The organism is Ensifer sp. KUDG1, from assembly GCF_050434285.1.
In the GTDB taxonomy this organism is placed as follows: domain Bacteria; phylum Pseudomonadota; class Alphaproteobacteria; order Rhizobiales; family Rhizobiaceae; genus Ensifer.
Genome location: NZ_JBNDIG010000008.1, coordinates 147,244 through 162,375 on the forward strand (window position 1 = coordinate 147,244; position 15,132 = coordinate 162,375).

The window sequence follows — 15,132 nt, forward strand, 5'->3', positions numbered from 1 at the left end:
GGCCCGTCAACGTAGCGCCGTTTCGACCCGGTGTGCACCATTGAGGTGGAGCGCAAAGCCGTTGACGTGCGGTTCGGCGACCTCCGGTCGGAGTTCAAGGGTCGGGATCGCATAGTCCCCGCCGTTCTGGCGGCGATAAGGAATGGGTGCAGTCGTCGCGAGTGCGTGCATCCTTTGTTTCAGCCGTTCCGCCGTCGCTTCGAAACCGACCTCGTCCAGACTATCGACGCGGTAGGCGACGAACGGCGGAAGCACGTCGTAACCGGGATAGAAGAGGATCCCGTGGTTGATCGGGAAGAGCAGGTCGTCGATCGGCCCGTTTACCCCGCGCGGTGAGTAATGCTCCTCCCAGCCGCCTGTCGTTACCACCAGCATGGCGCGTTTTCCCGCAAGCGTGCCCTCGCCGAAACGCTTGCCCCAGTATTTGTCGCTGTGCTCGCCAACGCCATAGGCAAAACCATAGGCATAGACGCGGTCGACCCAGCCTTTCAGGATCGCCGGCATCGAATACCACCACAGCGGAAATTGCAGGATCAGGGCGTCGGCCCAGAGCAGCTTTTCCTGCTCTGCCTTGACGTCGGCGGTCAGCGTATCGCTGGCAAAGGCCTCCTTCGACGCGCGGCTCGGCTTGAAGCGGGCGTCCGGGGCAAGGGCCGGAAAGTCGACGCGATCGATCTCGGATTTCCATCCCTCGGCATAGAGATCGGTGACACGAACCTCATGACCTTCGGCTTCAAGCGCCTCGACGGCGACATCACGCAGCGCGCCATTGAGCGAGCGCGGTTCCGGATGGGCATAAACAATCAGAACTTTCATGGTCGGTCTTCCCTGGTTTCATCAACTGAGACTCTAGGTAGACCGCTACGTGCCTATGCGGTAGATATTCGAAATGCATAGGATTGTGCCATAAAATGGATAAATCTGACGTTACGCTCGAACGCATGCGAACCTTTGTGCGCGTCGCCGAGCGGGGCAGCCTTTCGGCCGTTGCCCGTGAGCTCGGTATCGGCCAGTCGACGGTGACGCGGCAGCTGCGGGAGCTTGAGGAAGCGGTCGGCGTGCCGCTCATCAGCCGCACCACCCGTCGCGTCACGTTGACCGACGAAGGCAGCCGCTACTATGCCGACAGCATCCAGATCCTGCGGCTCGTAGAGCAGGCCGGCGACGAAGCGCGCGGCGCCCGCGGCGCGGCTGCCGGTACCATTCGTGTGTCCTGTACGTCGGCATTCGGGGTGCTGCACGTCAGCCGGCTGATCTTTGCCTTCCAGGACAGGCATCCCGACATTGGCGTCGATCTGAGCCTGACAGACGAGCGCATCGACCTCGTGCGGGAAGGCATAGATGTCGCGCTGCGTCTTGGACCGCTCAGCGACAGTTCGATGAAGCTACGGCCGCTTGGGCAAAGCCGGCGTCTGCTTGTGGCAGCGCCGGCATACCTGGCCGCGCGTGGATTTCCGCGCGCTCCAAGCGACCTCGAGGCGCATGAGGGGATCCGCATGTCGAACATCGCCGGCAGTGACAGGCTCAACTTCGAAGCCGTGGACGGGCGGCATCTGTCCGTGCCTTTCGGTGGGCGCCTTCGCATCGACCACGGGCTGGCCGCCCGGGAGGCTCTCGTCGCCGGCCGGGGCATCGCGCCTGCCCATCGATGGCTCGTTGACGATCTGATTAAAGCCGGCCTGTTGGTGCCGCTGCTTTCGGATTTTGCGCTGCCTTCGGTGCCGCTCAGCCTGCTGATCGTGCCTGAACGCTCTGGCATCGCCCGCGTTCGTCTGTTGGTTGATTTCCTGGTCGAGGCGATCGGCAACCTTCAGGGGATCGAGAGGTCCGGAGCCTAGCTGCTTCGCCCTCGCCTTTTCCCGACGACCTGATCCATAATCCGAACGGATCGGTCGTATGACCCGTGCGCCGTAAGCCATACCACAAATGTGTCGCTTACGCTTTGCTTCCGGATCTGCCTATCATCAGCAGTTTCTAAAATAAGGTTGACGCTGAGGTCGACCTTAGGGGAAGTAACGCGTCCAGGATTTTCTTTAGTGCTTTTCAGACAGATCGCGTTTTACGCAATTGCACAGAGACGGGGACGCATCAGATCGGGAGACGACTATGAAGAAACTGACGCGTGCTCTGCTCTTGTCCACGGCCTTCGCGGTGCTGACGCACTATAGCGCGCCGTTCATGATCGGTGTTGCCCACGCCGATGGGGGTAGCACCAGTGGTGAAGGCAGCACGGGCGGCACCGGTGGCGACGGCGGGACTGGGGGAACCGGTGGAACCGGGGGTGATGGTGGTACGGGCGGCGATGGCGGTACGGGTGGTACCGGCGGTGACGGCGGAACAGGGGGCGATGGCGGCACGGGCGGCACCGGTGGTGATGGCGGGACGGGTGGCGATGGTGGCGGCACAGGCGGCGATGGCGGTGGCACCGGTGGTGACGGTGGTGGCACTGGTGGTGACGGTGGTGGCACGGGCGGAGATGGCGGCGGCACCGGCGGTGATGGTGGCGGCACGGGCGGCGACGGCGGTGGCACGGGTGGCGACGGTGGTGGCACGGGCGGTGACGGCGGCGGTACCGGTGGCGATGGCGGCGGAACCGGTGGTGACGGAGGCGGTGGCGGTAAGACCAAGCACGCCAACAACGGCTTCGGCAACGGCGGCGGTGACGGCGTTCCCGGCAAGTCGAAGCACAGCGACGTGAAACGCTGATCCCTGGAAAAAACATCGAGGGCGCGCCGCATCGGCGCGCCCTCTTTCTTTTGCGAACCACGTTGCGATCGCCCCGTGCCGGGCGAAACAATCGGCTCTCCGTCGATAGGAGTCGCCGGCTGCCCTCTTGCTCCTTAGTTCAGGCCGAAGGGGCCGGACGACGAACGGTCAGGCCAGCATTCCGTTGATCAGGCGCTGACAGCGCTCGGCCATGTAATCGATCATCAGCCGCACCTTCGGGTCCTGGAAACGCTTGTGCGGATAGATCGCCGCAAGCTGCACGCTGAGCGGCGGCGTTTCGGTGAGGATCGGCACCAGCGCGCCGGAATTGATGTGGGACTTCACCTCGAACAGTGGCTTGTTGATGATGCCGCGGCCGTCGAGCGCCCATTGGGTGAGCACATCGCCATCGTCGGAATCATAGGGGCCGGTGACTTCGAGCTTGCGCACGCCTTCCATGGTCTGGAGCGTCCAGAAATACTCCTTCGAACCGGGATATCTGAGCAGCAGACAGTCGTGCTTGTCGGCGATGAGTGCGTCGGGCGTCTGGGGAATACCCCGCTTCTCGAAATAGGCGGGTGCCCCGCAGACAACGCGCTCGCAATTCATGATGCCGCGCATGCGCAGGTTCGAATCTTCGAGGATGCCGAGCTTGAAGGCGACGTCGACGCCTTCCGACAGGATATCGACATTGTGGTCCGACAGGCGAAGCCGCACTTCGATGTCGGGATACTTGTCGTGAAACTCCGGAATGCCCGACGCAATCAGGCGCCGACCTATCCCCAACGGCGCGGTAATCTTGAGCGCCCCCTTTGGATTGTGCGAGAGATCGGCGATCGCGTTTTCCGCTTCGTTGACCGCTTCGAGGATCTTCACCGCGCCATCGTAAAAGACGCGGCCGTGCTCCGTCGCAGTCAGCTTGCGCGTCGTCCGATTGAACAGGCGAACGCCCATGTGGCGTTCCAACTCTTTGATTCTATTGCTTGCAACCGCCGGCGTCACGCGCTGGTCGCGACCGGCCGCCGACAGGGTTCCAAGCTCTACGACGCGTACGAAGACGCGCACATTGTCCAGATAAGACATGCCTTCGTCCCACTCCTCCAGGCTCTCTCTAGCCTATCCATTCCGTCGCTATTTTATAGATTTTTTTGAAAGTGTTGGTGAAGCAGCGACGTTCCCGCGACCTCCAGCAATGACACATAATGGCGAGAGGAGAAATGGGAGAATTTCATGTACGACTATGCCATCGCCTGGGATTGGCTGACCTTTGCCGTGAGATGGCTGCACGTCATCACCGCCATAGCATGGATCGGTTCGTCCTTTTACTTCGTCGCCCTCGACCTCGGTCTGAAGAAACATCCCGGCCTGCCCGTCGGCGCCTATGGCGAAGAATGGCAGGTGCACGGAGGTGGCTTCTACCACATCCAGAAATACCTGGTTGCGCCGGCCAACATGCCCGAGCACCTGATCTGGTTCAAATGGGAGTCCTACGTCGCCTGGCTCTCCGGTTTCGGCATGCTCTGCCTGGTCTACTATGCCGGCGCCGACCTCTACCTGATCGATCCGAACGTGCTCGATGTCTCGAAGCCGGTGGCAATCGCCATTTCGCTTGCCTCGATCGCCTTTGGCTGGCTCGCCTATGACACGATCTGCAAGTCACCACTCGGCCGTGACAACACGCGACTGATGGTGCTGCTCTACTTCATCCTGGTCGCGATGGCCTGGGGCTACACGCAGCTCTTCACCGGCCGCGCCGCCTTCCTGCATCTCGGTGCGTTCACCGCAACGATCATGTCGGCCAACGTGTTCTTCATCATCATTCCGAACCAGAAGGTGGTCGTCGGCGATCTGATCGCCGGCCGCACGCCCGACGCCAAGTACGGTGTGATCGCCAAGCAGCGCTCGACCCACAACAACTACCTGACGCTGCCGGTTCTGTTCCTGATGCTGTCGAACCACTACCCGCTGGCCTTCGGTACCCAGTACAACTGGATCATCGCTTCGCTGGTCTTCCTGATGGGCGTCACCATCCGCCACTATTTCAACACCCGCCACGCCAACAAGGGCAACCCGACCTGGACCTGGCTTGTGACCGCACTTCTCTTCGTTGCGATCATGTGGCTTTCGACCGTGCCGAAGATTCTCTCGGGCGGCGATGAGACAAAGATTTCCGCCGCGCAGCAGCCGTTCGTGACGGCGGAAGCCTTCCCGAAGGTGCGCGACACGGTGCTTGGCCGCTGTTCCATGTGCCATGCCAAGGAGCCCGGCTGGGAGGGCATGATCGTCCCGCCGAAGGGCGTGACGCTCGAGACCGACGCGGAGATCGCCAATCACGCGCGTGAAATCTACCTGCAGGCCGGCCGCAGCCACGCGATGCCGCCCGCCAACGTGACCGCGGTGTCGGACGAAGAGCGGCAGTTGCTCGTCGCCTGGTACGAGTCTGTCGTGAATGGAGGAAAGACCCAATGACCGATCTCTTGATCCGTGGCCGCGTGCTCACCTTCGTCGAGGAACCGAAGGGCATCGACGACACCGCCTCCTATCGCTACTTTGAAGACGGCGCCGTGCTGGTGCGGGGCGGCAAGGTCGCCGATATCGGCGATCATGCCGATGTTGCTCGCCGTGCCGGTGCCGGCGTCAAGGTCGCCGACCATCGCCCCCATCTGGTGCTGCCCGGCCTGATCGACACGCACCTGCATTTCCCGCAGACGCAGGCGATCGCCTCCTATGGCGCCCAGCTTCTCGAATGGCTGAACACCTACATCTTCGTCGAGGAACAGAAGTTCCGCAAACCGGAGCATGCCGACTACATCGCCGGCCGTTTCATGGACGAACTGCTGTCCAACGGCACGACGACGGCCGCGGCCTATTGCTCGGTGCATCCGGAAAGCGTCGATGCCTTCTTCGGTGCAGCGGAAGCGCGCGGCATGCTGATGATCGGCGGCAAGGTAATGATGGACCGCAACGCGCCCGACGCGCTGCGCGACACGCCGCAGCTCGGCTATGACGAGACCAAGGCGCTGATATCAAAGTGGCACGGCCGGGGCCGGGCGCACTATGCCATCAGCCCGCGTTTTGCCATCACCTCGACGCCGGAGCAGATGGAGGCGAGCCGCACGCTCGTTGCCGAGCATCCCGAGTGCTACGTGCAGACGCATCTCTCTGAGAACAGGGACGAAATCGCCTTCGCCACGTCGCTCTATCCGGAGGCGAAGGACTATACCGACATCTACGCGCGCTACGACCTGCTGACGCGCAAGACCCTGCTTGGTCACTGCATCTATCTGAGCGATCGCGAGATCTCGGTGCTGGCCGAAACCGGTGCCGTCGGCAATTTCTGCCCCACGTCGAACCTGTTCCTCGGCTCGGGTCTCTTCGACCGAGATCGTTTCGACAAGCTCGGCGCCCGCTGGTCGGTCGCAACCGACGTCGGCGCCGGCACCAGCTTCTCGATGCTTGAAACGATGGACGAGGCTTACAAGGTGCTGCACCTGCAGGGACAGCGGCTGACGCCGTTCAACTCCTTCTACCGCATGACGCTCGGCAACGCCCGGGCGCTCGACCTCGATGACCGTATCGGCTCGCTGCATGTCGGCGCCGATGCCGATATCGTCGTGCTCGACAGCCGCGCCAAGCCGTCGATGGACTTGCGCATGCGGGTTGCCGGTTCGCTTGTCGAGGAACTCTTCATCCTGCAGACGATGGGTGACGACCGTTGTGTCGCCGAGACCTATGTCGCCGGCAAGGCGATGAAGGGGATGGCACGCGCTTCGAAGGATGCAACCGCAGCTACGGCAAAGAGCCTCGAAACCGCCTAAGGCGCATTCGCCCTACTGCGGGGCTTGCCAGCATAGCTTACTGGAACGCCGCGTGTCCGGATCGGACGCGCGGCGTTACTGTTGGTCGGGGTCTAAAGCTCTTCCGGCCGCTTGCCGCCCATCGCCTTGGTCAGCGCATCGGCGCGTTCGCGAACGATGGGGCCGAAGGTCGAGAGCTTCTGGTCGCTCACGCGGACCGACGGACCGGAGATGGATATGCCGGCGATCGTTTCGCCATATTCGTTGAAGATCGGAGCGGCGACGCAGCGCATGCCGAGCGTGTGCTCCTCGTCGTCGACCGACCAGCCGCGGTGGCGGATCTCCTGGATATCCTTCAAGAGCGCCGGCAGCGTATCGCGCGTCTTGTCGGTGAAATGCGCGAGCTCGCGGCCGTGGAGCAGCTGGGCGATGTCCTTGTCGGACCAGGTGGACAGGATTGCCTTGCCGATGCCGGAGGCATGCACCGGACCCCGGCGGCCGGGACGGAAGAAGGCGCGCATCGGCGCGTGGCTTTCGACCTGCGAGATAAAGACGACATCGCCGCCTTCCTCGATGCCGATATTCGCCGTCTCACCGCTTTCTTCCATCAGTCCTTTTAGAAACGGCCGGCTGATAGTGCCGAGCTTGCGAAAGCGCAGATAGGCATTGCCGATCTCAAATGCCTTTAAACCGACGGTCCAGGCGCCGGTGTCCGGGTCGTTCATCACCATGCCGTGGCCGGAAAGCGTCGTCAGCAGGCGGTGAACCGTGGACGGCGCCATGCCCGTCTCGTCGGCGAGCTGCGTCAAGGTCGAGCCGTCGCCTTCAGCCACAACCGTCAGCAGAGCGAGGCTGCGGTCCAGCACCTGGACGGATGAAGGAGCGGCATTCTCACCCGCCTTGCGCCCGCGTTTTCCCCTGCCGTTGCCGTCCATCGAAACCTCTCTGCAAATCACATCTCTGCCCATCATCCTCTATCAGGCCCCGCTGCGATTTTCTCCGAATTGTTGAAAATCTTTATTTCCACATGATGGAAATGAATTCCATTTGTGTGTTGCGCATCGAGAATTATGGATTATGTTTTCAGGAAATAGGAGGAGTTCCCATGGCAAAGATGCGTGCCGTTGACGCGGCTGTTTACGTTCTGGAGAAGGAAGGCATCGATTGCGCCTTCGGCGTACCGGGTGCCGCCATCAATCCGTTCTACTCGGCGCTGAAGGCGCGCGGCTCGGTTCGCCACATCCTGGCGCGCCACGTCGAAGGTGCCTCCCACATGGCCGAGGGCTATACCCGCGCCAAGCACGGCAACATTGGCGTCTGCATCGGCACGTCGGGCCCGGCCGGCACCGATATGATCACCGGCCTCTATTCGGCCTCGGCGGATTCGATCCCGATCCTGTGCATCACCGGCCAGGCGCCGCGCGCCCGCCTCGACAAGGAAGACTTCCAGGCCGTCGATATCGCCAAGATCGCCGCACCGGTCACCAAGTGGGCGGTCACCGTCATGGAGCCGGCACTTGTTCCGTTCGTCTTTCAGAAGGCGTTCCACATCATGCGCTCCGGCCGTCCCGGCCCGGTACTGATCGACCTGCCGGTCGACGTCCAGCTCGCCGAGATCGAGTTCGATCCGGATACCTACCAGCCGCTTGAAGCCTACAAGCCGAAGGCGACGCGCGCGCAGGCCGAAAAGGCGATCGCGATGCTGAACGAGGCGGAGCGTCCGCTGATCGTCGCCGGCGGCGGCATCATCAACGCTGACGCCTCCGATCTTCTGACCGAATTTGCCGAAATCACCGGCATCCCGGTTATCCCGACGCTGATGGGCTGGGGCACGATCCCGGACGACCATCCGCTGATGGCCGGCATGTGCGGCCTGCAGACCTCGCATCGCTACGGCAACGCCAACATGCTTGCGTCCGACTTCGTTCTCGGCGTCGGCAACCGCTGGGCGAACCGCCATACCGGCAACGTTCCGACCTATACGGAGGGCCGCAAGTTCGTCCACGTCGACATCGAGCCGACCCAAATCGGCCGCGTCTTCGCGCCCGATTTCGGCATCGTCTCGGATGCCGGCGCTGCGCTGAAACTCTTCCTCGACGTTGCGACGGAATGGAAGACGGCCGGCAAGCTGCGCGATTGGTCCGGCTGGGCGGAAGAGTGCCGTGAGCGCAAGCGCACCATGCTGCGCAAGACGCACTTCGACCAGACGCCGCTGAAGCCCCAGCGCGTCTATGAAGAAATGAACAAGGCATTCGGCCGCGACACCTGCTACGTCTCGACCATCGGCCTCAGCCAGATCGCCGGCGCCCAGTTCCTGCACGTCTACAAGCCGCGCAACTGGATCAACTGCGGCCAGGCTGGCCCGCTCGGCTGGACCCTGCCGGCAGCGCTCGGTGTTCGCGCCGCCGATCCGGACCGGACGATCGTGGCACTTTCGGGCGACTACGACTTCCAGTTCCTGATCGAAGAGCTCGCCGTCGGTGCCCAGCACAAGCTGCCCTACCTGCATGTGGTCGTGAACAATTCCTATCTCGGCCTCATCCGCCAGGCGCAGCGCGGCTTGAACATGGACTTCGAGGTCAGCCTCGCCTTCGACAACATCAATGCGTCGGGTGATGCGGAGAAGGGCTACGGCGTCGACCACGTCGCGGTTGCCGAAGGTCTCGGCTGCAAGGCGATCCGGGTGCGCAGCCCGAACGAGTTCCAGGAAGCCTTCGACCGCGCCCGTGCCCTGATGGACGAGCACCAGGTTCCCGTCGTCATCGAGTTCATCCTGGAGCGCGTCACCAACATCTCCATGGGCGCCGACATCAATGCCGTCGTCGAGTTCGAGGAACTGGCGCTGCGCGGCGAGGATGTGCCGACCGCGATCACGGCCCTGCTCGACTGAGCCTCGAATAACTGAGGAGATGCGGGCGCTCCGCCGCCCGCATCGCTCACAAGACAACACAAGGAGGAAACATCGCATGGCGAAGTTCGCTGCGAACCTGACAATGCTGTTCAACGAGGTGCCGTTCCTCGACCGTTTCGCCCTTGCTGCCAAGGCCGGCTTCGAAGGCGTGGAGTATCTGTTTCCCTACGAATTCGAGAAGGTGAGCCTGCGCGCCGAGCTTCATCGCTACGGCCTCACCCAGGTTCTGCACAACCTGCCGGCCGGCAACTGGGCGAGCGGCGAACGCGGTATCGCGATCCTGCCGGATCGGGTCGACGAGTTCCGCAAGGGTGTCGCCAGCGCCATCGACTATGCCACGGCACTCGATTGCAAACAGGTCAACTGCTTGGTCGGCATTGCGCCGATCGGTGTCTCCGAAGCTGTGTTACGCAGCACGCTTGTCGCCAACCTCAAGCTTGCAGCGAGCGAACTGGGCAAGCAGGGCATTCGCCTGCTGATCGAACCGATCAACGACTTCGATATTCCCGGCTTCTACCTCAACACGGTCGAGCAGGCGGCTTCGATCATCGAGGAGGTTGGCAGCGACAACCTGTTCATCCAGTACGACCTCTACCACCAGCAGCGCACGCAGGGCGAGTTGATCGGCACCTACAAGCGCTTTGCCGATCGCATCGTCCACGTGCAGCTTGCCGACAATCCCGGCCGCAACGAGCCGGGCACCGGCGAGATCAACTATCCCTTCGTCTTCGACGCGCTGGAAGCAGCCGGCTACGACGGCTGGATCGGCTGCGAATACAAGCCGCGCACCACGACGGCCGAGGGCCTTTCCTGGCTCGGCGCCGAGCGCCAGCGCACCCAATCCGCAGACATCATCAAGATCAGGAGCTAAGCACCATGGCAACAATCGGTTTCATTGGACTGGGTATCATGGGCACGCCGATGGCGCGCCACCTGCAGGATGCCGGCCACACCATCGTCACCTCTAAATTCGTCATCCCGCCGCGCCAGGAGCTGCTCGACAACGGCCTCAAGTTCGTTGACTCGCCGAAGGCGCTGGCCGAAACCGTCGACACCATCATCCTGATGTTGCCGGATACCCCTGAGGTCAAAGACGTTCTCTTCGGCGAAAACGGCGTCGCCTACGGCCTTTCCACGGGCAAGCTCGTTATCGACATGAGCTCGATCTCGCCGATCGAGACCAAGGAATTCGCCAAGAAAGTTCGCGAGACCGGAGCCGAATACATCGACGCCCCGGTCTCCGGCGGCGAAGTCGGCGCCAAGAACGCCTCGCTCTCGATCATGGCCGGCGGCGCCCAGGAGAGCTTCGACCGCGCCCTGCCGCTCCTGAAACTGATGGGCAAGAACATCACGCTCGTCGGTGACTGCGGCGACGGCCAGGTCACCAAGGTCGCCAACCAGATCATCGTCGCGCTGACGATCGAGGCGGTTTCGGAAGCGCTCGTCTTCGCGTCGAAGGCCGGTGCAGATCCGGCGCGCGTTCGCGAAGCGTTGATGGGCGGCTTTGCCTCCTCGCGTATTCTCGAAGTTCACGGCGAACGCATGATCAAGCGCACCTTCGATCCGGGCTTCCGCATCTCGCTGCACCAGAAGGACCTGAACCTGGCGCTCCAGGGCGCAAAGTCGCTCGGCATCTCGCTGCCGAACACGGCGGCTACGCAGGAACTCTTCAACAACTGCGCCGCCAATGGCGACAGCGGCCTCGACCACTCCGGCCTCGTTCGGGCGCTGGAGCGCATGGCGAACCACCAGGTCGCGTGACACGACCTTGAATGCGCATGACTCGTCCGGCGTCCCATTGTTCCGGACCTGTCATGCGTCCGGGCGGCGGTTGGAGGAACCGCCGCCCGAGACTTTCATTAGGTTCCAACCGTGATTTGGGTTGGGATGACATGTAAGGATGGAGCAACGCGACATCCTCCAGGGGGAGACCAATGCCAGCCATCACCGATCCACGCCGTTTCCTCGAAGCGCTGTTCACCTCGGCCGTTGCCGCGGCTGATCCGGAGAAGGTGATTGCCGCCAATCTGCCGGCGCGACCCAAAGGGCGCACGGTGGTCGTCGGCGCCGGGAAGGGGGCTGCCCAGATGGCGGCGGCCTTCGAGCGGCATTGGGATGGCCCACTCTCGGGCGTGATCGTCACCCGCTATGGCTACGCTGCTCCTTGCGAGAAAATTGAAGTTCTGGAAGCGTCGCACCCGCTGCCGGATGAAAACGGCCTGCTGGCCTCGAACCGTTTGCTCGCTGAAGTCAGTGGCCTGACGGAGGATGATCTTGTCGTCGCGCTTGTTTGCGGCGGCGGCTCGGCACTCTTGCCTTCGCCGCCACCCGGCCTGACGCTCGAAGACGAGATCGCCGTCAACCGGGCGCTGCTTGCCTCCGGCGCGCCGATCAGCGCCATGAATGCCGTGCGCAAGCACGTTTCTATGATCAAGGGCGGTCGCCTGTCCGCTGCAGCCTATCCCGCCAAGGTCGTCTCGCTGATCGTTTCCGATATTCCGGGCGACGATCCGGCGCTGGTCGCCTCCGGCCCGACGCTGGCGGACGCCAGCACGCGCGAAGATGCACTGACACTGATCGAGCGCTACAGCCTGGACCTGCCGGCCAAGGTTATGGCCTGGATCAACAGCCCGGATAGCGCCGCCCCATCTCCTGACGATCCGCGTTTTGCCCGCAACGAAGTCCGGTTGATCGCATCCGCTTCCGTCTCGCTTGAGGCTGCGGCTGCCGAGGCGCGTGCCGCGGGCATCGAGGCGATCATTCTTTCCGATGCGATCGAGGGCGAGGCGCGCGACGTTGGCGGCGTGCATGCGGCGATCGCCCGGGAAGTCGCCGGCCGCGGTCGGCCGTTCACCAAACCGGTCGTCGTTCTCTCGGGTGGAGAGACGACCGTCACCATCCGCGGCAAGGGCAAGGGTGGCCGCAACAGCGAGTTCCTGCTGGCGCTGGCGCTTGGCATCGATGGCGCCAAGGGCGTCTCGGCGCTGGCCGCTGATACCGACGGCATCGACGGCTCCGAGGACAATGCCGGCGCCTTTGCCGACGACACGACGATCGCCCGCCTTGTGGCGCAACGCCTGGACGCTGCGGGACTGCTGCAGAAGAACGACAGCTGGACGGCGTTCGACGCGCTGGGCGATCTCTTCAAGCCGGGGCCGACCGGCACCAACGTCAACGATTTTCGCGCCATCCTGGTGCAGTGATACCCGCGTGGCGGGTGCGTAGCCTGCCTGTCGCTAGCCACTTCACGCGAAGTGGCAACTGACCGAGCCGTAGACGCCGAAATCGGCGACGATCGTGTCGCCGCTCCTGGCTTCGAGCGTGCGGACGAACGACCCTGAAAGCACGATCTGGCCGGGCTCGATCGCGTCGCCGCATTGCGCCAGCCGGTTGGCAAGCCAGGCGATGCCGCGGGCCGGATGGTTGAGCACGCCGGCCGCAAGCCCGGTCTCCTCGATCACCGCATTGCGTGACACGATCGCCCCCATCCAGCGCATGTCGACCGTATCGGGACGCACGGCCCGGCCCCCGAGGATGAGGCCGCCATTGGCGGCGTTGTCGGCGATCGCGTCGACGAGGATGCGCGCCTTCTTTGTCTTCGGATCGGTGCGGACGATGCGGCTGTCGAGGACCTCCAGCGCCGGCATCACATAATCCGTGGCGTTCAGCACCTGCACGATGTTGATGCGCGGACCCTTGAGCCCGGTTTTCATGATGAAGGCGATCTCCGCTTCGACGCGCGGCTGGGTGAAGCGGTCGGCGGGGATGCTTGCGCCGTCATCAAACAGCATGTTGTCGAAGAGCACGCCGGAATCCGGCGTGTCGATGCCGAGCGCCTGCTGCATGGCGTTGGAGGTCAGCCCGATCTTCCAGCCGATGATGCGGTGGCCGTCGTCACGTTTGCGCCGGACCAGGGCGGCCTGGATCGCATAGGCGTCCTCGACCGTCATTTCGGGATGCTTGAGCGAGAGGAGCCCGATCTGTTTTCGATCGCGCTCGGCCTGATGCAGGCTCTCGGCGGCCTTGGCGATCTCGGTTGCATTCAGCATGGTGCCCCCCGACTTCAGCGTCTTTTAGGATACACCAAGGTGGCGCCCGGCGCGCGTACCGTCTTTGGGCGATCAGATCGGCTGGCTCGCCAGCATCAGGCCGAGGCCGATGAGGATCGAGCCGCAGGCGCGCGGCACGAGATTGCCGGCGCCTGAGGCCAACCGACCGAGCGTGAAGGAGGCCAGGAAGACCGCGGCGACATCGGCGACCGACAAGGCAAGGTTCACAAACAGGCCGAACATCAGGAACTGCAGCGACATCGGCATCGACGCGGCCGGATCGACGAACTGCGGCAGGAAGGTCACGAAGAACAGGGCGGTCTTGGGGTTGAGGATCTCCACCACGATGCTGTCGCGCAGGACGCCGGGTTTGGCCGCCTCTGCATGGGCGGCATGTTTGCCGACGCCGAGCAGCATGGTCGCGCCGAGCCAGACCAGATAGACGGCGCCGGAAAACTTGATTGCTCCATAGAGAAGCGGTGCATGGTGAAGCAGGGCGGCAAGTCCGAGCGTCGCGGCGGCGATGTGGACGTAGCAGCCGATATGGATGCCGAGCGCCGCCAAAAGGCCGGCCTTGCGGCCATGTGCCAAGGTCTGCGCCGTCATATAGAGAATGGCAGGACCCGGCATGAAGGCGAAGATCGCCGTTGCCAGTGCGAACGAAATCCAATGCTCCAGCGAAGGCATGGCTGCTCCTCCCAAATTAGCCGGCGCGCCCTTCGGCCGACGTCGTAACGTCGAACCAGGCCTGTCCGTGGCGCGATTTGGCGGGAGAACTACGCTTGGTTGTGTCCGGTTGACATACGGCAGGTGCCGTATTTCGGCTTTGGCGAAGGCCACTCCGTTTTGCCGTGGTTAAGGGAAGATGACCGTCGCGGATCGAGGAAAGAAAGCCGGACGTCAGCCGATCGGCAGGCCGATACGCACCGCATAGGCGGCGATCTCCGCCGCATTGTGCAGGCTGAGCTTGCGCATAAGGTTTTCACGATGCTTGCGGGCGGTCAGCGGGCTGATGCCGAGGCGATCGGCGGTTTCGCGCGCTGTCAGCCCTTGCGCGGCGAGAGAGAGGATCTGCATCTCGCGGCGGGTGAGGGGAATAGGGGAGAGCGCCGCATCGATTGTCGGCGGCGGTTGGTGGCTGCGGGGATCGTCGACGGCGAAGCGAACCGACTGGCTGAGATAGATCTCGTTTCTGAGCATTGCGTCGAGCGCCGCATTCAGTTCGGCCGGATCGCCGCTCTTGGTCAGGTAGCCGCTGGCACCGGCGGCGATCGTGGCGCGCACGGTTCGCGGCTCGATGTTTGCTGTCAGCACCAGGATCTTCATGCGCGGCGCGACCGTCCTCAGTTCGCTGATGAACTGTACGCCCGCAACGCCGGGCATGCCGAGATCGAGGATCACCAGATCAGGACTGCTGGCGCGCACGATGGTCGTAAGTGTCTCGCCGTCAGCAGCCTCTGCAACCACCGATACGTGCCCCATGGTGGAGAGCAGCAGCTTCAGGCCCTCGCGAACGATGGCGTGATCGTCTGCCACCACGATCGTCAGCAGTTGGCGCATGTAAGCAATCCTTCATCGAATTCAGGCAATTCTCCGCGGATATCCGCGTTGCATCGAGAGAGGAGCGGCAATGGAGACTCGCGAACACCTGCAACCTCTCCTGATAGGC

14 protein-coding genes are annotated in these 15,132 nt (G+C 63.2%); 8 read left to right on the forward strand and 6 right to left on the reverse strand.

Annotation, left to right across the window (positions count from 1 at the left end; translation table 11 throughout):
* Positions 1 to 6: 6 nt before the first annotated feature.
* Complete coding sequence (locus M2267_RS20270) at positions 7 to 816, reverse strand: NAD(P)H-dependent oxidoreductase (protein ID WP_429116534.1); 810 nt, start codon at positions 814 to 816, stop codon at positions 7 to 9.
* A 95-nt stretch (positions 817 to 911) separates the two neighbouring features.
* Here M2267_RS20270 and M2267_RS20275 point away from each other — a divergent pair, with 95 nt between their 5' ends.
* Together M2267_RS20275 and M2267_RS20280 are read left to right on the forward strand one after the other, a co-directional pair.
* On the forward strand, positions 912 to 1,838 hold the full coding sequence (locus tag M2267_RS20275; protein WP_429116537.1) for a LysR family transcriptional regulator: 927 nt from the start codon (positions 912 to 914) through the stop codon (positions 1,836 to 1,838).
* 268 nt (positions 1,839 to 2,106) lie between these two features.
* On the forward strand, positions 2,107 to 2,706 hold the full coding sequence (locus tag M2267_RS20280; protein ID WP_429116540.1) for a hypothetical protein: 600 nt from the start codon (positions 2,107 to 2,109) through the stop codon (positions 2,704 to 2,706).
* A 168-nt stretch (positions 2,707 to 2,874) separates the two neighbouring features.
* Here the strand turns inward: M2267_RS20280 and M2267_RS20285 are convergent, their stop codons facing one another.
* Positions 2,875 to 3,789, reverse strand: coding sequence for a LysR family transcriptional regulator (locus M2267_RS20285; protein WP_043613581.1), 915 nt, complete (start codon positions 3,787 to 3,789; stop codon positions 2,875 to 2,877).
* 147 nt (positions 3,790 to 3,936) lie between these two features.
* On the opposite strand from M2267_RS20285, the gene M2267_RS20290 reads away from it, so the two are divergent.
* Together M2267_RS20290 and guaD are read left to right on the forward strand one after the other, a co-directional pair.
* Positions 3,937 to 5,175, forward strand: coding sequence for a urate hydroxylase PuuD (locus M2267_RS20290; RefSeq protein ID WP_043613579.1), 1,239 nt, complete (start codon positions 3,937 to 3,939; stop codon positions 5,173 to 5,175).
* On the forward strand, positions 5,172 to 6,524 hold the full coding sequence (guaD, locus tag M2267_RS20295; RefSeq protein ID WP_429116544.1) for a guanine deaminase: 1,353 nt from the start codon (positions 5,172 to 5,174) through the stop codon (positions 6,522 to 6,524). The genes M2267_RS20290 and guaD overlap by 4 nt, the downstream gene beginning before the upstream one ends.
* A gap of 92 nt (positions 6,525 to 6,616) precedes the next feature.
* Here guaD and M2267_RS20300 read toward each other — a convergent pair whose 3' ends face one another.
* A complete protein-coding gene (locus M2267_RS20300) occupies positions 6,617 to 7,438 on the reverse strand; it encodes an IclR family transcriptional regulator (RefSeq protein ID WP_043613575.1) in 822 nt (273 codons plus the stop codon).
* A gap of 170 nt (positions 7,439 to 7,608) precedes the next feature.
* Here M2267_RS20300 and gcl point away from each other — a divergent pair, with 170 nt between their 5' ends.
* The 4 genes from gcl (at position 7,609) to M2267_RS20320 (ending at position 12,617) form a co-directional block, all read left to right on the forward strand.
* Complete coding sequence (gene gcl / locus M2267_RS20305; RefSeq protein WP_429116547.1) at positions 7,609 to 9,393, forward strand: glyoxylate carboligase; 1,785 nt, start codon at positions 7,609 to 7,611, stop codon at positions 9,391 to 9,393.
* A 76-nt stretch (positions 9,394 to 9,469) separates the two neighbouring features.
* Positions 9,470 to 10,285, forward strand: coding sequence for a hydroxypyruvate isomerase (gene hyi / locus M2267_RS20310; RefSeq protein ID WP_429116550.1), 816 nt, complete (start codon positions 9,470 to 9,472; stop codon positions 10,283 to 10,285).
* Positions 10,286 to 10,290: 5 nt separating this feature from the next.
* Complete coding sequence (locus M2267_RS20315; protein ID WP_429116551.1) at positions 10,291 to 11,175, forward strand: 2-hydroxy-3-oxopropionate reductase; 885 nt, start codon at positions 10,291 to 10,293, stop codon at positions 11,173 to 11,175.
* Positions 11,176 to 11,348: 173 nt separating this feature from the next.
* Positions 11,349 to 12,617 (forward strand): glycerate kinase type-2 family protein, encoded by a 1,269-nt coding sequence (locus M2267_RS20320; protein ID WP_429116552.1) that lies wholly within the window; start codon positions 11,349 to 11,351, stop codon positions 12,615 to 12,617.
* A 42-nt stretch (positions 12,618 to 12,659) separates the two neighbouring features.
* Here the strand turns inward: M2267_RS20320 and hpaH are convergent, their stop codons facing one another.
* The 3 genes from hpaH to M2267_RS20335 all read right to left on the reverse strand — a co-directional run bounded on the left by hpaH (position 12,660) and on the right by M2267_RS20335 (position 15,023).
* Positions 12,660 to 13,463, reverse strand: a complete 804-nt coding sequence (gene hpaH, locus M2267_RS20325) for a 2-oxo-hept-4-ene-1,7-dioate hydratase (RefSeq protein WP_429116554.1) — start codon at positions 13,461 to 13,463, stop codon at positions 12,660 to 12,662.
* Positions 13,464 to 13,535: 72 nt separating this feature from the next.
* The gene (locus M2267_RS20330; RefSeq protein WP_429116556.1) at positions 13,536 to 14,150 is read right to left on the reverse strand and encodes a LysE family translocator; all 615 of its coding nucleotides are present in this window, start codon (positions 14,148 to 14,150) and stop codon (positions 13,536 to 13,538) included.
* Positions 14,151 to 14,363: 213 nt separating this feature from the next.
* Entirely contained in the window at positions 14,364 to 15,023 is a 660-nt protein-coding gene (locus M2267_RS20335; protein ID WP_429116558.1) for a response regulator, read from the reverse strand.
* Between the last annotated feature and the right edge of the window lie 109 nt (positions 15,024 to 15,132).

Coding starts and splice junctions, on each gene's coding strand:
- guaD (WP_429116544.1), top strand. CDS start 5,172: ATGACCGATCTCTTGATCCGTGGCCGCGTGCTCACCTTCGTCGAGGAA.
- M2267_RS20315 (WP_429116551.1), top strand. CDS start 10,291: ATGGCAACAATCGGTTTCATTGGACTGGGTATCATGGGCACGCCGATG.
- hpaH (WP_429116554.1), bottom strand. CDS start 13,463: ATGCTGAATGCAACCGAGATCGCCAAGGCCGCCGAGAGCCTGCATCAG.
- M2267_RS20270 (WP_429116534.1), bottom strand. CDS start 816: ATGAAAGTTCTGATTGTTTATGCCCATCCGGAACCGCGCTCGCTCAAT.
- M2267_RS20300 (WP_043613575.1), bottom strand. CDS start 7,438: ATGGACGGCAACGGCAGGGGAAAACGCGGGCGCAAGGCGGGTGAGAAT.
- M2267_RS20320 (WP_429116552.1), top strand. CDS start 11,349: ATGCCAGCCATCACCGATCCACGCCGTTTCCTCGAAGCGCTGTTCACC.
- hyi (WP_429116550.1), top strand. CDS start 9,470: ATGGCGAAGTTCGCTGCGAACCTGACAATGCTGTTCAACGAGGTGCCG.
- M2267_RS20275 (WP_429116537.1), top strand. CDS start 912: ATGGATAAATCTGACGTTACGCTCGAACGCATGCGAACCTTTGTGCGC.
- M2267_RS20330 (WP_429116556.1), bottom strand. CDS start 14,150: ATGCCTTCGCTGGAGCATTGGATTTCGTTCGCACTGGCAACGGCGATC.
- gcl (WP_429116547.1), top strand. CDS start 7,609: ATGGCAAAGATGCGTGCCGTTGACGCGGCTGTTTACGTTCTGGAGAAG.
- M2267_RS20290 (WP_043613579.1), top strand. CDS start 3,937: ATGTACGACTATGCCATCGCCTGGGATTGGCTGACCTTTGCCGTGAGA.
- M2267_RS20335 (WP_429116558.1), bottom strand. CDS start 15,023: ATGCGCCAACTGCTGACGATCGTGGTGGCAGACGATCACGCCATCGTT.
- M2267_RS20285 (WP_043613581.1), bottom strand. CDS start 3,789: ATGTCTTATCTGGACAATGTGCGCGTCTTCGTACGCGTCGTAGAGCTT.
- M2267_RS20280 (WP_429116540.1), top strand. CDS start 2,107: ATGAAGAAACTGACGCGTGCTCTGCTCTTGTCCACGGCCTTCGCGGTG.